The 16,010-nt window shown below is 47.3% G+C and carries 11 protein-coding genes; 10 read left to right on the forward strand and 1 reads right to left on the reverse strand.

Features of this window, described 5'->3' with window-relative positions; genetic code table 11:
- Positions 1–198: 198 nt before the first annotated feature.
- The 8 genes from ACFTRD_RS02370 to ACFTRD_RS02405 all read left to right on the forward strand — a co-directional run bounded on the left by ACFTRD_RS02370 (position 199) and on the right by ACFTRD_RS02405 (position 12,977).
- On the forward strand, positions 199–1,851 hold the full coding sequence (locus ACFTRD_RS02370) for an ABC transporter substrate-binding protein (protein ID WP_379381130.1): 1,653 nt from the start codon (positions 199–201) through the stop codon (positions 1,849–1,851).
- Between the two features lie 361 nt (positions 1,852–2,212).
- Positions 2,213–3,217, forward strand: a complete 1,005-nt coding sequence (locus tag ACFTRD_RS02375) for an ABC transporter permease (RefSeq protein ID WP_379377578.1) — start codon at positions 2,213–2,215, stop codon at positions 3,215–3,217.
- A 24-nt stretch (positions 3,218–3,241) separates the two neighbouring features.
- Positions 3,242–4,141 (forward strand): nickel transporter permease, encoded by a 900-nt coding sequence (nikC, locus tag ACFTRD_RS02380; RefSeq protein WP_379377579.1) that lies wholly within the window; start codon positions 3,242–3,244, stop codon positions 4,139–4,141.
- Between the two features lie 1,011 nt (positions 4,142–5,152).
- On the forward strand, positions 5,153–7,033 hold the full coding sequence (htpG, locus tag ACFTRD_RS02385) for a molecular chaperone HtpG (protein WP_379377580.1): 1,881 nt from the start codon (positions 5,153–5,155) through the stop codon (positions 7,031–7,033).
- Positions 7,034–7,517: 484 nt separating this feature from the next.
- Positions 7,518–8,933 (forward strand): deoxyguanosinetriphosphate triphosphohydrolase family protein, encoded by a 1,416-nt coding sequence (locus ACFTRD_RS02390; protein WP_379377581.1) that lies wholly within the window; start codon positions 7,518–7,520, stop codon positions 8,931–8,933.
- Between the two features lie 18 nt (positions 8,934–8,951).
- Entirely contained in the window at positions 8,952–9,959 is a 1,008-nt protein-coding gene (locus ACFTRD_RS02395) for an LLM class flavin-dependent oxidoreductase (RefSeq protein WP_379377582.1), read from the forward strand.
- 287 nt (positions 9,960–10,246) lie between these two features.
- Positions 10,247–11,959 carry a methyl-accepting chemotaxis protein gene (locus ACFTRD_RS02400; protein WP_379377583.1) on the forward strand — a complete coding sequence of 571 codons (1,713 nt, stop codon included), beginning with the start codon at positions 10,247–10,249 and terminating at the stop codon, positions 11,957–11,959.
- A gap of 40 nt (positions 11,960–11,999) precedes the next feature.
- Positions 12,000–12,977, forward strand: coding sequence for a TRM11 family SAM-dependent methyltransferase (locus tag ACFTRD_RS02405; RefSeq protein WP_379377584.1), 978 nt, complete (start codon positions 12,000–12,002; stop codon positions 12,975–12,977).
- 136 nt (positions 12,978–13,113) lie between these two features.
- Here the strand turns inward: ACFTRD_RS02405 and ACFTRD_RS02410 are convergent, their stop codons facing one another.
- Positions 13,114–14,070 carry a D-2-hydroxyacid dehydrogenase gene (locus ACFTRD_RS02410; RefSeq protein WP_379377585.1) on the reverse strand — a complete coding sequence of 319 codons (957 nt, stop codon included), beginning with the start codon at positions 14,068–14,070 and terminating at the stop codon, positions 13,114–13,116.
- A 190-nt stretch (positions 14,071–14,260) separates the two neighbouring features.
- On the opposite strand from ACFTRD_RS02410, the gene thpR reads away from it, so the two are divergent.
- On the forward strand, positions 14,261–14,863 hold the full coding sequence (thpR, locus tag ACFTRD_RS02415) for an RNA 2',3'-cyclic phosphodiesterase (protein WP_379377586.1): 603 nt from the start codon (positions 14,261–14,263) through the stop codon (positions 14,861–14,863).
- Positions 14,864–14,993: 130 nt separating this feature from the next.
- Complete coding sequence (locus ACFTRD_RS02420; RefSeq protein ID WP_379377587.1) at positions 14,994–15,851, forward strand: cell wall hydrolase; 858 nt, start codon at positions 14,994–14,996, stop codon at positions 15,849–15,851.
- Positions 15,852–16,010: the final 159 nt, after the last annotated feature.

A 16,010-nucleotide genomic window follows, 5' to 3' on the forward strand; every position in this document is an offset into this window, starting at 1 on the left:
AATTCTAACAAAATGTGTACGGTTACATCCGTTTTGCATTTTATATTTAAGCCTCAACATATCCAAACTTCTAACACAGGTATCGCAGGCTTCTAAAGCCTTTCATTTGATACAAAGCACCAAACCGCCATCATTGGAGTTTTTTCACGCCAGTATCACACACATTATGAGACAGGGAAGGGTGTTGTACGTATGCGAATGAGAAAAAAATGGTTATCCGGTGTCATGGCCATGGCCATGAGTACAGTGTTGATTCTCTCGGGCTGCTCCAGCGCAAGTAACGAGGGTACAGGTAATTCCCCTGCTCCGGCGGAAGGCAGCGAGCCTCCGGCAGAGGTGGCAGCACAAGATACGATGATTATGGGACGCGGCGGAGATTCCGTGGCATTGGACCCGGCAATCGTTACAGATGGGGAGTCACTGAAGATTGGACATCAGGTATTCGACTCGTTGCTGGACTACAAGGAAGGTGGAACCGAGGTTGTTCCTGGACTGGCTGAGAGCTGGGAGATTTCGGCGGATGGGCTCAAGTATGACTTCAAGCTGAAGTCCGGCGTGAAATTCCACGATGGTACCGACTTCAACGCAGAAGCTGTGGTGTTCAATTTCAACCGATGGAGTGATCCGGCCAGTGAATATAAATTCGAGGGAGATTCCTTTGACTATTACGATTCCATGTTTGGTCCGGAGGATGCGCGTGTGATCAAGGAAGTGAAGGCGATTGATGAGACAACGGTCGAGTTCACCCTGAACCAGCCGCAAGCGCCTTTCCTGCAAAACATTGCGATGACGCCATTTGGCATTGCAAGCCCAACCGCGATCCAGGAGAAAAAGGAGAATTTCAAGAGCGAGCCCGTAGGCACAGGCCCATTTGTATTCAAAGAGTGGAAGCGAAATGACTCCATCACCCTGGAGAAGAATCCGAATTATTGGAAAGAGGGCCTGCCGAAGCTGAACAAGGTGATTGTGCGTTCCATCCCGGATAACACGGCTCGCTTCAATGCACTGCAAAACGGCGAGATTGATGTTATGGAGGATCTGAACCCGGATGACCTGTCCATCCTTGAAGGAAATAGCGAGCTGCAAAAGATCGATCGTCCACCCTTTAACGTGTCATACATTGGTTTCAACTTTAAGAAAAAACCGTTTGATAACGTGAAAGTAAGACAAGCCCTGAATCATGCAGTGAACAAACAGGGCATTATCGATGCCTTCTTTGCCGGACAAGCACAGCCAGCGGTGAACCCGATGCCGCCAACACTTTGGGGGTATAACGACAGTATTGAGGACTACGCTTATGACTTGGAAAAAGCAAAAGCGTTGCTTGCCGAAGCAGGTTATCCTGACGGATTGCCCGACCCGGTAACATTCTATGCCATGCCGGTATCCCGGCCGTATATGCCTGATGGCAAGAAGGTGGCCGAAGCGATCCAGGCTGATTTTGAGAAAATCGGAGTGACCGTCAACATCGAATCACCGGAGTGGGCAACGTATCTGGATGATGCCAAAGCCGGGGAGAAAGACGACATTTACATGCTCGGCTGGACCGGTGATAACGGTGACCCGGATAACTTCCTGTACACGCTGCTTGATAAGGATGCGATCCCTGGCAACAACCGCAGCTTCTACGTAAACGAAGAATTGCATACGTTGCTGACGAGTGCGCAGAAAGAAACGGATCAGGACAAACGTGCAGAACTGTACAAGCAAGCGCAAGTGATTATTAAGGAAGATGCTCCATGGATACCACTTGTGCACACCACGCCAATTCTGGCAGGGAAAGCGAACCTGAAAGATTTCGTACCTTCCCCATTGGGAACGGAATCCTATGCCAATGCCTACTTCGAATAACTGATACATGAGCTGAAATCAATTAATGTCACAAAAACGGAGAGTGCGGAACCAATCTGAAGAAACGAAGGGTTCGCCTAAAAGTTTTCTTTAAGAAAGCTACGTTAGAAGCATAAGCTATCCCCAGATTTCTTCCTATTTGAAAAGAATCAAAACCTGGGGATAATAGCGATCGGAAGATGGTACTGCAATCGAAATGGCTAGTGTAAATTGATTAGTTCAAAACGTTGGCGTTCACGCATTGCTTGGCAGAACCCGCATCCGGATGAAACTACCCAAAGCATGTATGTCCGCCAGCGTTTTTTTATAATTGCATCTTGTATGAATTTTGCTTGATACATCGAAGGCAGGTGAATGAGGAGTGAACAGTTACATCGTCAAACGTGTGCTCGTGTTACTGCCCGTACTGCTGGGCATGACCCTGATCGTCTTTTCCATCATCCACGCCATTCCGGGTGATCCGGCTGAGACCATACTCGGACAAAAGGCAACCGAACAATCCAAGCAGGCTTTGCGTGACCAGCTCGGGCTGGACAAACCATGGTTTCAACAATATTTCGCCTATCTGGGCGATCTGTTTAAGGGAGATCTGGGCACATCCATCCGAACCAAGGTTCCTATTGCCCAGGAAATTGTGCCATATCTGACGGCGACCCTCGAATTAACGATGGCGAGTATGCTGTTTGCGATCATCATCGGTGTGAATGCCGGGATCGTTAGTGCGTGGAAGCATAACTCGTGGTTTGATTACTGCTGCATGGTCATTGCACTGGTAGGTGTGTCGATGCCAATCTTCTGGCTGGGATTGATGGAGCAGTGGCTGTTTGCGAATAAACTGCACTGGCTGCCGTCCATCGGCAGGATGAATGCGCGTGATCCAGTTGAAGCCATCACGGGCTTGTATGTGCTGGATACGATGATTGCTGGACGCTGGGATCAGTTGTGGACGGTAACGAAACACTTGCTGCTGCCTAGTATCGCACTCGGCACGATTCCGATGGCTGTTATTGCCCGGATGACCCGCTCCAGCATGCTCGAAGTGATGAGTTCAGATTATATCCGTACCGCGAAGGCGAAGGGGCTCGGACCGTTTTTCGTCGTCTATGGACATGCATTGAAAAATGCATTTATTCCTGTGCTCACCGTCATCGGCATACAAACCGGATCTTTGCTGGGTGGAGCCGTGCTGACCGAAACGATCTTTGCTTGGCCTGGAATCGGTCGCTATATATATGAAGCCATTAGTTCGCGGGACTATCCGGTGATCCAGAGCGGCATTCTGATCGTGGCGTTCTTTTTCGTGGTGATTAATCTGATAGTGGACTTGTTGTACGCCGTATTCGATCCGCGGATTAGTTATAAATGAGCATGAACAGAAGGGAGACGCCGCATGGCCAAATTATCGACCAATACCGGAGCGCCAATTGATACCGCGTCTGCACCTGCATCAGGTCCATGGCGGGAAGCCTGGCGAACGTTTCGGAGAAATCGGCTAGCGCTCGCAGGTTTGATCATTATCGTTTTTTTCATCCTGTTGGCCTTTGTTGCTCCATATATTGCGCCGTATGACTACAAAGAGCAGGTACTCACAGATCGTCTGCAAACCCCTTCGGCCGAGCATTGGTTCGGTACCGATGATCTCGGGCGTGACGTATTCTCCAGAGTTCTGCACGGGGCGCGCATTTCATTATGGGTTGGTTTTTTCTCCGTGATTGGCTCTATTGTGGCGGGCGCGTTGCTTGGACTGATTGCGGGGTTTTATGGAAAATGGGCAGACATGCTCATCTCGCGTTTGTTCGATATCCTGCTTGCTTTTCCGGCTATTCTGCTGGCGATCGCCATTGTGGCGATTCTCGGTCCATCCTTGCAAAATGCACTGCTCGCCATAGCCATCGTGAACATCCCGACCTACGGACGGCTGGTTCGTTCAAGGGTACTTAGTTTGCGACAGGAGGAATTCATTACGTCGGCGCGTACGCTAGGGGCTAGTAATATGCGGATTCTGTTTAGGCACATTTTGCCAAATAGTCTTACCCCGCTCATCGTACAAGGTACACTGGGCATTGGGACAGCGATTATTGAAGCGGCTGCTCTCGGGTTCCTTGGCATGGGGGCGCAACCCCCTGACCCGGAATGGGGCAAAATGCTGTCAGATTCCCGCCAGTTTCTGCAAAAGGCGCCGTGGACGCTTATTTTTCCCGGTCTTTCCATCATGTTCACCGTGCTCGGTTTCAACTTGCTTGGTGATGGTTTACGCGACACCCTTGATCCGAAGATGGCCAAAAAGTAGAAGTTTGCATCTCTGGTTGCTTTTCTAGTTTCAACTCTAGTTGCATCTCTACCTAAGTCTCCGACTCTGTTCCAAATCTAACGAACCTAGGAAGCCTTATTCTGCGATTTCCTGCCAATTCCCCAGTCTAACGAATGATACACACGCTATGTTGCGAAAAACCTGCGGAAAGTCTCGGAAGGTCGGCTAAAGGTTAGAAATAGCGTGTCTACGATTCTTTAGATTATGAAATCATCCTAAAAAGGCCAATTAACGTCTGTGAGGTTCGTTAGCGTGTGATTTGCCAATGCTGCACATACTCATTGCCATCTGCCTCCAAGCCGTTTCGAACTTTGGTTCGGAGCGGCTTTTGTGTTGCATGATGTATTGAGCTAAAATGGTTAGAGATGTGCCAAACTTGAAGTGTTATTCGATGATTTTGTTAAAATAACAGGCTTCGTATTGACACCCAATTTTCCCATATGTTATATAAAAGGAAGGGTTTAGCACTCCGGTCATCAGAGTGCTAACAAATGATGTTTTGACTACACGACTACATATGGAATGATTCTGTTTTTGAATATGGATAAAGTGAAACTTGAATAGGACATGCGAGTTGAGGGCTAGAAAAGGCCTGGCACGCGAAAGGTTGATCAATAGATTTTAAATTGATAAAAAATCTCAATGTTTAAAATCAGTTGGTGAATGGCGCGGCAATAGTGAAGGGAACGAAATCGATTCTGAAGAAGCGAAGCGTTCGCCTTTATCTCCTAATTTCACCCTTTTTAGAAGGGGATCAAGGAAATTAGGGGATAACAGCGATCGGAAGAACGATTCGTAACCGGAACGGCTAGACCGCAGAAAATCATGCACTTATTTTAAATGAGCGATTGAGTGAATCAAAAAAATCTGTGGATCAAAGCGATTGAAGGCTTGTCTAGCAACGTAACGTTCGGCATGGAGTATTCAAAGGTTTAATTTCTATATTCAATCTATTCATTCGATATCCAATTTGAAAGGAGACACCCATTCATGGCTAAGAAAGAATTTCAGGCTGAATCCAAACGCTTGCTGGATATGATGATCAACTCCATCTACACCCAAAGAGAAATCTTTTTGAGAGAACTGATCTCCAACTCCAGTGACGCCATTGACAAAATATATTACAAAGCACTGACCGACGACACACTCGTCTTCAACAAAGAGGACTACTACATCAAGCTCACCATCGACAAAGAGAATCGTACGCTCACGCTGACCGATACCGGAATCGGGATGACCCAGGAAGAGCTGGAGAACAATCTGGGGGTTATCGCGAAGAGCGGCTCGCTGGCGTTCAAGAAAGAGAATGAAGCCAAAGACGGCCACAACATCATCGGACAATTCGGGGTTGGCTTCTACTCCGCATTTATGGTGGCGGACAAGCTGACCGTAACGAGTAAAACGCTGGGCAGTGACGAGGCATGGAAATGGGAATCCGAAGGCGCGGATGGATACACGATCTCTCCAGCCGAGAAAGATTCCGTGGGTACGGAAATCGTCCTGACCATTAAGCAAAATACCGAAGAAGATTCGTATGACGAATTTTTGGAAGAGTACCGCCTGAGATCCATCATCAAGAAATACTCCGACTTCATTCGTTACCCAATCAAGATGGATGTGACAGGACAGCGTCCGAAGGAAGGTACGGAAAATGAGTTCGAGGAGTACAAAGAAGAGCAAACCGTGAACAGCATGGTGCCGATCTGGCGTAAAAATAAAAGCGAATTGACCGAAGAAGACTACACGAACTTCTATATGGAAAAACGCTACGGTTTTGACAAACCGCTCAAACACCTGCACATTAGCGCAGATGGCGCAGTGGTATACAATGCAATCCTGTTTATCCCGGAGAACACACCGTTTGATTATTATACAAAAGAGTATGAAAAAGGTCTGGAACTGTACTCCAATGGTGTATTGATCATGGACAAGTGCGGTGATCTGTTGCCGGATTACTTCGGATTTGTCAAAGGTATGGTAGATTCGGAAGATCTGTCCCTGAATATCTCCCGTGAAATGCTGCAACATGATCGTCAGCTCAGCCTGATCGCGAAGAACATCAAGAACAAGATCAAGAGCCAACTGCAGAGCCTGCTCAAGGACGAGCGTGAGAATTACGAGAAGTTCTACCAAGCGTTTGGCCGTCAACTGAAGTATGGCGTATACAGCGACTATGGTGTGAACAAGGACACGTTACAGGATCTGCTCCTGTTCTCCTCTTCCAAAGAGAAGAAATTGGTGAGCCTGGACGAGTACGTTTCCAGAATGCCGGAAGATCAGAAGTACATCTACTATGCATCCGGTGAATCCATTGAACGGATTGAAAAGCTGCCACAGATCGAGGGTGTACTCGACAAAGGCTATGAAGTCTTGTTCTTCACCGACGACATCGATGAGTTTGCAATCAAGATGATCATGAATTACAAAGAGAAAGAATTTAAATCCATCTCCAGCGGTGATCTGGGCATTGAGGACAATGCAGACAAAGAAGAGACGGACGCGCAGGACAACGATAACAAAGAGTTGTTCGAAGCGATGCAAGCACAGCTCGGCGGCAAAGTAAAAGCCGTTAAAGCTTCAAAACGTCTGAGAAGCCACCCGGTATGTTTGTCCACGGAAGGCGAGCTGACGATTGAGATGGAAAAAATCCTGAAAGCCATGCCGAACAGTGAGAATGTACAGGCGGATAAAGTGCTGGAGATTAACGTCAATCACGATGTTTTCAAATCCCTGAAAGACGCATTCGCACAGGATAAAGAAAAACTGAACCTCTACACAAGCCTGCTGTATCATCAAGCATTGCTGATCGAGGGACTGCCGATTCAAGACCCGGTAGAGTTCACCAACGACATCTGCAAGGTTATGGTCTAATCCACCATCTTCACTCCGACAGGGCATTTCCGTCCTGTCGGTTTTTTTATTTTCACCTTACCCATATCGGGTAGGGGGAGGCAGAGGATCGTATAAGTGCCTGAAGGCTTATAGATATCAGATGAAATGGATTTAAAATATACATGATAACGTAGAAGACAGAAAGGACCTGGAGAAGCGAAGCGCTCGCCTTTATCACCGAATTTCTCCCTTTTAAAAAGGGGATCAAGGAAATTTGGGGGTAACAGCGATCGAAAGGTTTTCTGTCTGCGGAGTGATGTAATGTAAATTGTGATTTCATTTTATATCATTATCATTTAGGTGCACGAATGATAGTCTGGCAGGGTATAATAAAAAGAAGATGACTGTGCTTCACAAGTTGATGTGAGAAGAGATGACAATCGCAGATAGGTTTTGCTTTTCGAAAACGCTGATTATGTGTATAATCACTCAAAATAGAGACAGTCGGCTAGGAGTGATCAACATGCAATGGAACGATCTGAGAGAACATAGACAATACCCTGAACTGACCAAACTGGATGGAGCTCGGGCGGCATATGAGCGGGACTATTCCAGACTGATCCATTCACCGACCTTCCGTCGGTTGCAAGGCAAATCGCAGGTATTTGGCGCTGGAACAGGCGATTATTATCGCACACGATTAACCCACTCCCTGGAGGTAGCACAGATTGCACGGGAAGCGGCACGGAGCCTGCTTCGTCGGTTTCCGGAGGTAGACTGGAGTCAGGCGGACAACCCCGGATTGATTATTGATTCGGAAGTGGTGGAGTGTGCGGCGATTGCACATGATTTCGGCCACCCTCCCTTTGGACATAAAGGTGAAGAAGTGCTGGACGGCATTCTTGATGATCTCATCAACACTGAGGTCAAGAAAATCATGAAGAAGAGCCGCGGAGCCAAGTCCCCCCAGCAGGAGCCGGAGATTCGAGCGGAGTTGAAGCGGAAATATGAACATTTTGAAGGCAATGCTCACAATTTCCGCCTTATTATGTATTTGGAGAAACGCGAGGATATCGACGGACTGAATCTGTCCGATGCAGTGCTGCTGGGAATCAACAAGTACCCTTACCCCGGCACGGAGAGCAAGAAGGGCATGTATCACCATGAATGGCAGTACATCCACGAGATTCGCAATCGTTGGCACATTCCGGATGGCAAGAAGACGCTGGAAGCACAATTGATGGATCTTTGCGACGATATCGCGTACTCTGCGCATGATCTGGAGGATGGTATCAAAGCTGGCAAGATTGAAGTGCATGAGCATTTCCTCCAAGATCCGCATATCAATCGGCTGATTGTGGATAAGATTACCACGCTGGAGGATCTGTTCTGGAACGGATGGACAAGGGAAGCAATCGGGCAAAAGGTAGAAGAAGTGCTCGCTTCGTTTCTACGTATCTGGAATGAAAAGATGCCGTTCTGCGAGCATGATTACTCACGTACCCGCCGTGAGGTCAAGGCCTACTGGGTCAGCCTTTTTGTCGCTAGCCTGGGGGTAATTGATAACGGCGACTGGAAGAAGGTCACGTTTGTCCGCGAGGGTGCTGAGGACCTCGACATGCTTCGTACGGTGAGTGTGCTCAAGAGCTTCGCCTGGGTGACCATGATTCGGGACCTGCGAGTCCAGCGGCTGCAAAAGCGCAGTGAATGGATGATCAAACGTTTATGGGATGCTTTCCTTGATCCGGAAACGTCCAAATCCATTATTCCATCCGATTGGCTGCAACGGTACGAGAAGGACCAGGCAAAGGCTAATCCAATCTGGACGTGGGAACATATGGTGATCGATTATATTGCCGGAATGACAGATGCTTTTGCCGAGAAAATATATAATGAACTTTACGGTCTCAAGGTCGGTTCCATTTACGATCTGGACTAGACAAGCGAGATGGAGGGGATGAGCCGCTTGGGTGTGAACATCAGTGCAAAATACAATCTGGGCGTACTTGACCTTGTTCCAAGATTGGAAGGTGCTACGGCAGAGCAGGCCCTACAGCAATCGGTTATCCTTGCGCAGCGTGCCGAGACTTGGGGGTATTCAAGGTATTGGACGTCTGAGCATCATGATATGGACGAACTTGCATCGGCATCACCGGAAGTGTTGCTTGCTCATATTGGGGCGAGAACCAGCACGATCCAGCTTGGCTCTGGAGCTGTGCTTCTTCCGCACTATAGCCCGCTTAAGGTAGCAGAGTCATTCCGAATGTTGGCGGCGCTCTACCCGGGGCGAATTGAACTCGGATTGGGGCGTGCTCCAGGCGGTGGTCCTCATGCAACGATGGCTTTGAGTGGCAATTACTTGCAACATGTGTCCAAGCTGCCTGAATCTCTCGCTGCACTGACGGAATTGCTGGAGGATCGTTATACTTATGAGGAGCATCCGGTGACCGCTCGCCCGATTCCTGAGCTGCCTTTATCTGTATGGATGCTTGGGACTAACGTAAAGAGCGCTGAGTTCGCTGCCCGTTTCGGTATGGGGTATGTATTTGGTCAATTCATGAGTGATGCAGATGGTACAGAGGCTGTGCGTCGTTACCGGGAGGGGTTCATCCCAAGTCCCCATCGGAAAGAACCGGAGGTCATGGTCGCTGTCAGCATTCTGTGTGCGGAGACAGAGGAAGAGGCGCTGTCTTGGAGTCATGAAATGACGAAGAACCGGAGAGCGGGAGGAAAAGAGGTTCCAACCCAGCCTGATCCCCATACCACTCCTGACACGAAAGCTCATAATTTGGACAATGCCAACGAAACGGAAGCACAACGTCATTATGCAGGCACACCTTTGCAGGTTTGGGAAAAGTTACAGCAGGTGAGCGACAGACTGGGTACCAATCGATTGCTTGTGGTTACGGCTGGACCGGATTACGGGCGTAGGTTGTCCTCTTACAGGTTGCTGGCTGAAGCGTGATGTACATCAGCTTACTCCTAACCTGCTTCCTAATTTTGTTTCAAAATCTAAAGAGCTGCAGATCGAGCAATTCCGTATGCTGCAGCTCTTTTTCAATTTGTTATCAATTCACAATCTTTTACAAGATAAAGCATGTTCTTAACAAAAGAATGTTATAATACTTTACGTCTGTTTTTCGAAAAAATAATATAGAAAGAGTATTTTGCAAGATGCCAAAAGAAGGGTAAAACAACGACAAAAGAACCTAAATTTGGAAGCAACCGAAGATGGGCCAAGGAGGAAATCATATGTTTAGCAGATTCAAGATCAAGAGTATCGGTCTGCGTATCAGCATCGCGTTCTATCTATTAATCCTCTGTTTAATTCTTCTTAGCGTCACAATTGTTACACAGATGAACTCCATGGAAAGAAACACAAATAAAATTACCGATACCTGGATACCTTCACTTCAACAGATTAACCGTTTGAACTATACGACAGAACATATTTTATCATTGAGCTATCGCCATTATGATGCACAGGCCGGGGACAAAGCGGCCCTTGGGGAAGAGCGTACCAAGTACATTCGGGAAACGGCCCAGGCCATTAAAATATACGATCAACAGGAAAAGACACCGGAAGAAAAGGAACATTGGGATGCATTCAAAACGAAGTGGGAAGCTTACCTCAAGATCAACACGCAATCCATTAAGCTGAGTGATGAAGGACAGGAGCAATTGGCCAAGGAAGTATCTGAAAAAGGGGCCGATTCCTTCGATGCCATGCAAGTCGATCTGGACTATATGGTGGAATACAATCAGGAACAATCCAGCATCTCTGCTGCGCAGACGATTCGATCCGTGCAGGATGGAAGAATGATTATTATTGTGGGTGTACTGGTGATGATTCTCATCACGGCCATCAGTATTCCAATTATTCGTTCACAAGTGGTTAAACCGCTGCTCCGGGTGATCAGTGCCGTGAAACTGATTGCGGAAGGTCAATTGAATGTTCAGGATATACATACCAAACATGAAGATGAAGTTGGTGTGCTTGCCAAAGCGGTGAATGACATGAAAGGTAACCTCACTTCGATGGTACTGAATGTCAGACGAATCGCCGAAGCCGTTAATCGCCAAAGCAGTGAATTGGCCATCTCCTCCGAAGAGGTTAAGATCGGCAGTCGCCAAATTGCCATAACGATGGAAGAGTCGGCAAAAGCGGCAGAGAGCCAGGCGGAAACGGCTGTAGAATCCGCTCGCACTGTTGAAGGATTGAACAACCATATCCAGGAGCATTCCGAGCAGGGAAATCAGCTTCGACTGATGTCAGACCTTATTTTGAAACAGGGGCTCAATGGTCGCGAGTCGATGGAACAATCCGTAAAACAGATGCAGCAGATCGCTGGGGCAGTGTCGTCATCCATGAACAAAATGGAACAGCTTGACCGCAAAAATGAAGACATCTCCCAGCTGGTTCAGGTAATCCATGATATCGCCCGCCAAACCAACCTGCTTGCATTAAATGCTTCCATTGAGGCTGCCCGTGCAGGGGAGAGCGGACGCGGATTTGCAGTCGTCGCAGCGGAAGTGCGGAAGTTGTCCGAAGCCGTTCAAACTTCGGTGGAAGAGATTACAGTCATCACAGAGGACATTCAGCGGGATTCCCAGGGAGTCGTTGAGGAATTGCGTGCAGGTGTACTGGAGACAGAGCGGGGGCAACAGCAAGTACGTAATTCCGGCAATCTGTTCCATACGATTAGTGAATCGGTCGAGGGTATGGTTCAGGTCATTGCCACGATGACGGATGGCTTGGAGGGCATGCAGGAGGCGAGCGGACGCATGAATGATTTTAGTCAACAGATTTCGGCAGTGTCGGAGCAATCTGCTGCGAGTGTAGAGGAAGTGTCTGCTTCGGCCGAAGAGCAGGTGAGTTCGATGGAAACGATTAGCGGGAACATTCAAACCTTGAAAGAATTGTCCGATGATCTGCTGGCTTCCATTGAAAAATTAAAAATATAAACCTCTTCTTATAATAGAAGAAACATGAAGGACGGCTACCATGTTGAGCACTGCAAACAGCAAAAATTCAGTTAACGGAAGTTATGTGTATACCTTTGCTTGTCATGAAAATGAACGTGCATTATGTGAACTGGAGCTAACCACGATGCTCGTTCCTGATATAGATATCAATTCCGGCGAGCGCGCCTATATTCGCTCCCATGTCTGCATTCCACCGGGCAGAAGTCCATTTGTCCGGGGTAGACTGGATGTGATGGCCGAGGCGGTTACGGTGGCAGATCTGAAGCCTGCTGCTTCACAAATCAATCTGTCTACTGGTGAAACGTTCAAGGTGGTCTGCCTGAAAGAAGGAGATCATATGCCAGACTATGTGCATTCCCGTCAGCTGGAAAAAGAGCTGGGCATGTGTATTAAGGGCAAGGCGCTGATGAAACAGCCCGATGTGACTTTTGGACTAATTCATGCAGACGGAAAATGGATCCTGGGCCAGTGGATCGAAGCCGATCGTTCGTGGCATACCCATCACCAGAAGCCGCAAAATTATTCCACAGGCCTTGGTGTTACACTCGCCAGAGCGCTGGTCAATATAGCGGTTCCGCAAGTGGAGGGTCATCAGTTACTCGATCCGTGCTGTGGAATGGGAACCGTCGTCATTGAGGCTTTATCGATGGGGATCGAGGCGATTGGCAATGATTTGAATCCTTTGGCGGTACAGGGGGCGCGCACTAATCTTCCTCATTATGGGTATGATCCGGCTAGAATTACTCTCGGGGATATGAATGATTTGGAAGGTTTTTACGATGCGGCCATATTGGATATGCCTTACAATTTATGCTCTGTTCTTCCCGATGAGGAACAACTTGGCATGTTGAATAGTTTGAAGAAGCTTGCAGGCAGAGCGATTATCGTTTCCACCGAAAGGGTAGAGGGGAACATTTTGGATGCCGGGTGGAACATTGATCAGTATCGAACGGTGAGCAAAGGTACGTTTATACGTCACATTTGGCTTTGCACGTAGCATCAGCATCACTGAACAATAGAAGAAACCTCCAATCAGGAAAGATTTTTTTCCGAATTGGAGGTTTTTGTTTGGATTGGTAAGGGAATACCTAAGTAAGGATTTGTACAATTTCGCATAGAATAAAATGGATATTTTAGTACTTATGACTATAATCCACTAAATTACGCGGAAGAGTTTTACCAGCGACATAAGCTTCCAGGTTTTGCACGAAAATATCAAGTGCCCGTTCAGTGTATTGCTCTGTACTGCCGGCAATATGCGGCGTAATCAGAACGTTGTCTTTGCCCCATAATGGATGATCGGAAGGGAGAGGTTCCTCCTCGAATACGTCAAGTGCCGCAAAGGCAACCTGTCCGCTGTCCAATGCACTAAGAAGAGCTTCCGTATTTACACTTGGACCACGCCCAACATTGACAAAGCAGGCACCGGACTTGAAATGTTCGAATGCAGTCTGATCATAGATATGATGGGTTTCATCCGTAAGTGGCAAAATATTGATGACATAATCGCCCTGCCTCAGAGCTTCATGGAAGCCGGACATGGTGTACATGTGGTCTACATTCGGAACATCTTTTCCGGAGCGGCGCACTCCGATCACCTTCATACCTAAAGCTTTGAGAATGCGCGCGGTTTCTGATCCAATCTCTCCGACGCCGACGATGACTGCTGTTTTGCCGTGCAGTTCAGGCAGTGGCTTGCCTGGCGATTTCCACTCTGCCTGTTGCTGGTGCAACATGGCTTGTCTCAGCCAGCGGCTGTGGGATAACATCATACCCAGAATAATTTCGGTAATGGGAATGGCGTGTACGCCATTAGCACTGGTTACCAGTGTGTTTTTTGTTTCCAATTCGGAGAAAGGAAGGTTGTCCACACCTGCAGACCAGACCTGAACCCATTTCAGAGAACTGTCTTTTTTCAGCGCATGCTCGGTCACCAAAGGAGACCAGCCAACGATGATTTCGGCTTCCTTTAACTCCGATGAGTCAATCTCCTTGGCTTTGCCAACCGTAAGTGAGTAGCCAGGTGCAGCGTTCAGAATACGTTGTCGCTGTTCCGTGGATAATGAAGGGAAACATACAATTTTGCCCATGGGTAATGGCCTCCTGAATTTCAATTGTGTTGTATTTTTAGTGTAGCAGAAAAGAAGATGATGTGCGTAAAAGGCAGGAATGCAGCCTCATGTGCAAATCCCAGAAATTGTGTCACTCTATATTTAACCAACTTGAAACCATAGAGACGACTGTGAAATAATAAAACGAACTTTAGAAGAGGTGTCTACCATGAATAAGTACTCATATAATGACCTTCCGTCACGACGGGAAAGATTATTTATTGCACTTCAGTTGCCGGCACATATTCAACATTCACTTCGCCTGTCTGCCGAACTCGTGCAGGGAAAACTTGATTTTCGCAAATGGACGGATCATCGGGATTATCATATTACATTGCAATTTCTGGGGGATACCCTTGTTAGTGACATTGGGCAACTTCGCAAAACCTTGCGCTCGGCAGGCGCCGGATTCCAGCCTTTTGAGCTGCAAGTCTCCGGGTGGGGAACGTTCGGTTTGGAAGAAGCACCGAAGGTACTATGGAGAGGTGTTGAAGGGGAACTGGGGCAACTGAATCTGTTGCAAAAACGAATCGTGGAAGCGACTTCAACCCTTGGATATGAGGCGGAATTGAGACCTTATTCTCCGCATATTACCATTGCGAGAAAATTTCTGGGACAGGTCCCAGTAAATGAGGATAAAGGAATATTTGGGGTTCTTCCTGAACAGGATTTGGGTGTTAATTCGTGGTTGATCCAAGATTTTGTGCTATATGTGACACAGCCAGGTCAGACGCCTATGTATGAGGCCGTGGATGCGTTTTCTTTTTCCTGAAACTCATTATTATGACATAAAATCACATTGACATTACGTTATTCCCTATGTAATATTAGCCAACGTTATTCAAATTCTTTTTTTGTGGTTACTTAGATTAGGGAATTGTTTCGACAGGAGGAATCTTCGAATGGATATTATAAGCAAGAATCGTTGGGTGGCACCGATGTTATCTGTGCTGCTTGTATGTATAGTGGGGGCTAATGTCGTTCAGGCGACTGGAAAGTGGAATGAGGCAAGTGATAGCAAACAGATGACCGAACTCGCGGCTTCTGTGGAAAATAGCGAAAATTCTTTTAACGGGGACAGGCGAATGATGCAAGACGGGACAAGTCTGTCTGCTGATGGGTCTATCCAGACTAGTAACTGGACTAATTCGCTCCCTGCCAAGAACTGGCTGACGTCTGCTCAGGAAGAGCAGGAACTGAAGGAAGCCAAAGCTAAACATGCGGCCCGAGCTGCAGCTGCGGCCAAAGCAAAGAAAGAGGCTGCTCTGAAATTGGCAAAGGTAGAGCGTGCCAAAGCGGTAGCTGCAATTACCACTCCCCCCAAAAAACTTTACTTTACGCGGACCAAACTTCTGAATCAGGAAGACTCAAAACTTGCGACCTGGTCATACAGTGTGTCCGATAAAGAGCTGTTTCTGCTGCAAAAAATCGTCATGGCAGAGGCGGAAGGTGAACCGTACGAAGGCAAAGTGGCAGTTGCCAATGTTGTCTTAAACCGGCTGCGGTCAGCCAATTTTCCCGATACCATTTACAAAGTGATCTATCAGAAATCCCAATTTAGCCCTGTAGCGAATGGGCGCTTGAAGCGTGTAACTCCCAATGAGGACACGGTCAAGGCAGTGAACGCGGCGTTAAATGGGAAAAAGGAAGTAGCCGATGATACGTATTATTTCCTGTCATTGACGCTCGCAGATGATCTGACAGTGGCTCATTCCCAGAAAAAAGTGAAAACCATCGGGCATCATACTTTTTACAAGTAAAATACCTATAAATTCTGCAAACAGGCAGGGTAGTTAACTATGTTCTGACAATATCAACTCTTGAGATGCCTTGAACGCAGTTTTATTTCGTTGTTTTTATTTTATTTTTGATGAGGGTTTGTTATTAACATTACCCTTTTTTTCAGTAAATCATACGGA

This window comes from Paenibacillus sp. NPDC056933 (assembly GCF_042674385.1).
Classification (GTDB): Bacteria; Bacillota; Bacilli; order Paenibacillales; family Paenibacillaceae; genus Paenibacillus.

Excerpts from the sequence above, each read along its gene's own strand:
- ACFTRD_RS02370 (WP_379381130.1), top strand. The coding sequence starts at position 199 with ATGAGAAAAAAATGGTTATCCGGTGTCATGGCCATGGCCATGAGTACA.
- nikC (WP_379377579.1), top strand. The coding sequence starts at position 3,242 with ATGGCCAAATTATCGACCAATACCGGAGCGCCAATTGATACCGCGTCT.
- htpG (WP_379377580.1), top strand. The coding sequence starts at position 5,153 with ATGGCTAAGAAAGAATTTCAGGCTGAATCCAAACGCTTGCTGGATATG.
- ACFTRD_RS02390 (WP_379377581.1), top strand. The coding sequence starts at position 7,518 with ATGCAATGGAACGATCTGAGAGAACATAGACAATACCCTGAACTGACC.
- ACFTRD_RS02395 (WP_379377582.1), top strand. The coding sequence starts at position 8,952 with ATGAGCCGCTTGGGTGTGAACATCAGTGCAAAATACAATCTGGGCGTA.
- ACFTRD_RS02400 (WP_379377583.1), top strand. The coding sequence starts at position 10,247 with ATGTTTAGCAGATTCAAGATCAAGAGTATCGGTCTGCGTATCAGCATC.
- ACFTRD_RS02405 (WP_379377584.1), top strand. The coding sequence starts at position 12,000 with ATGTTGAGCACTGCAAACAGCAAAAATTCAGTTAACGGAAGTTATGTG.
- ACFTRD_RS02410 (WP_379377585.1), bottom strand. The coding sequence starts at position 14,070 with ATGGGCAAAATTGTATGTTTCCCTTCATTATCCACGGAACAGCGACAA.
- thpR (WP_379377586.1), top strand. The coding sequence starts at position 14,261 with ATGAATAAGTACTCATATAATGACCTTCCGTCACGACGGGAAAGATTA.
- ACFTRD_RS02420 (WP_379377587.1), top strand. The coding sequence starts at position 14,994 with ATGGATATTATAAGCAAGAATCGTTGGGTGGCACCGATGTTATCTGTG.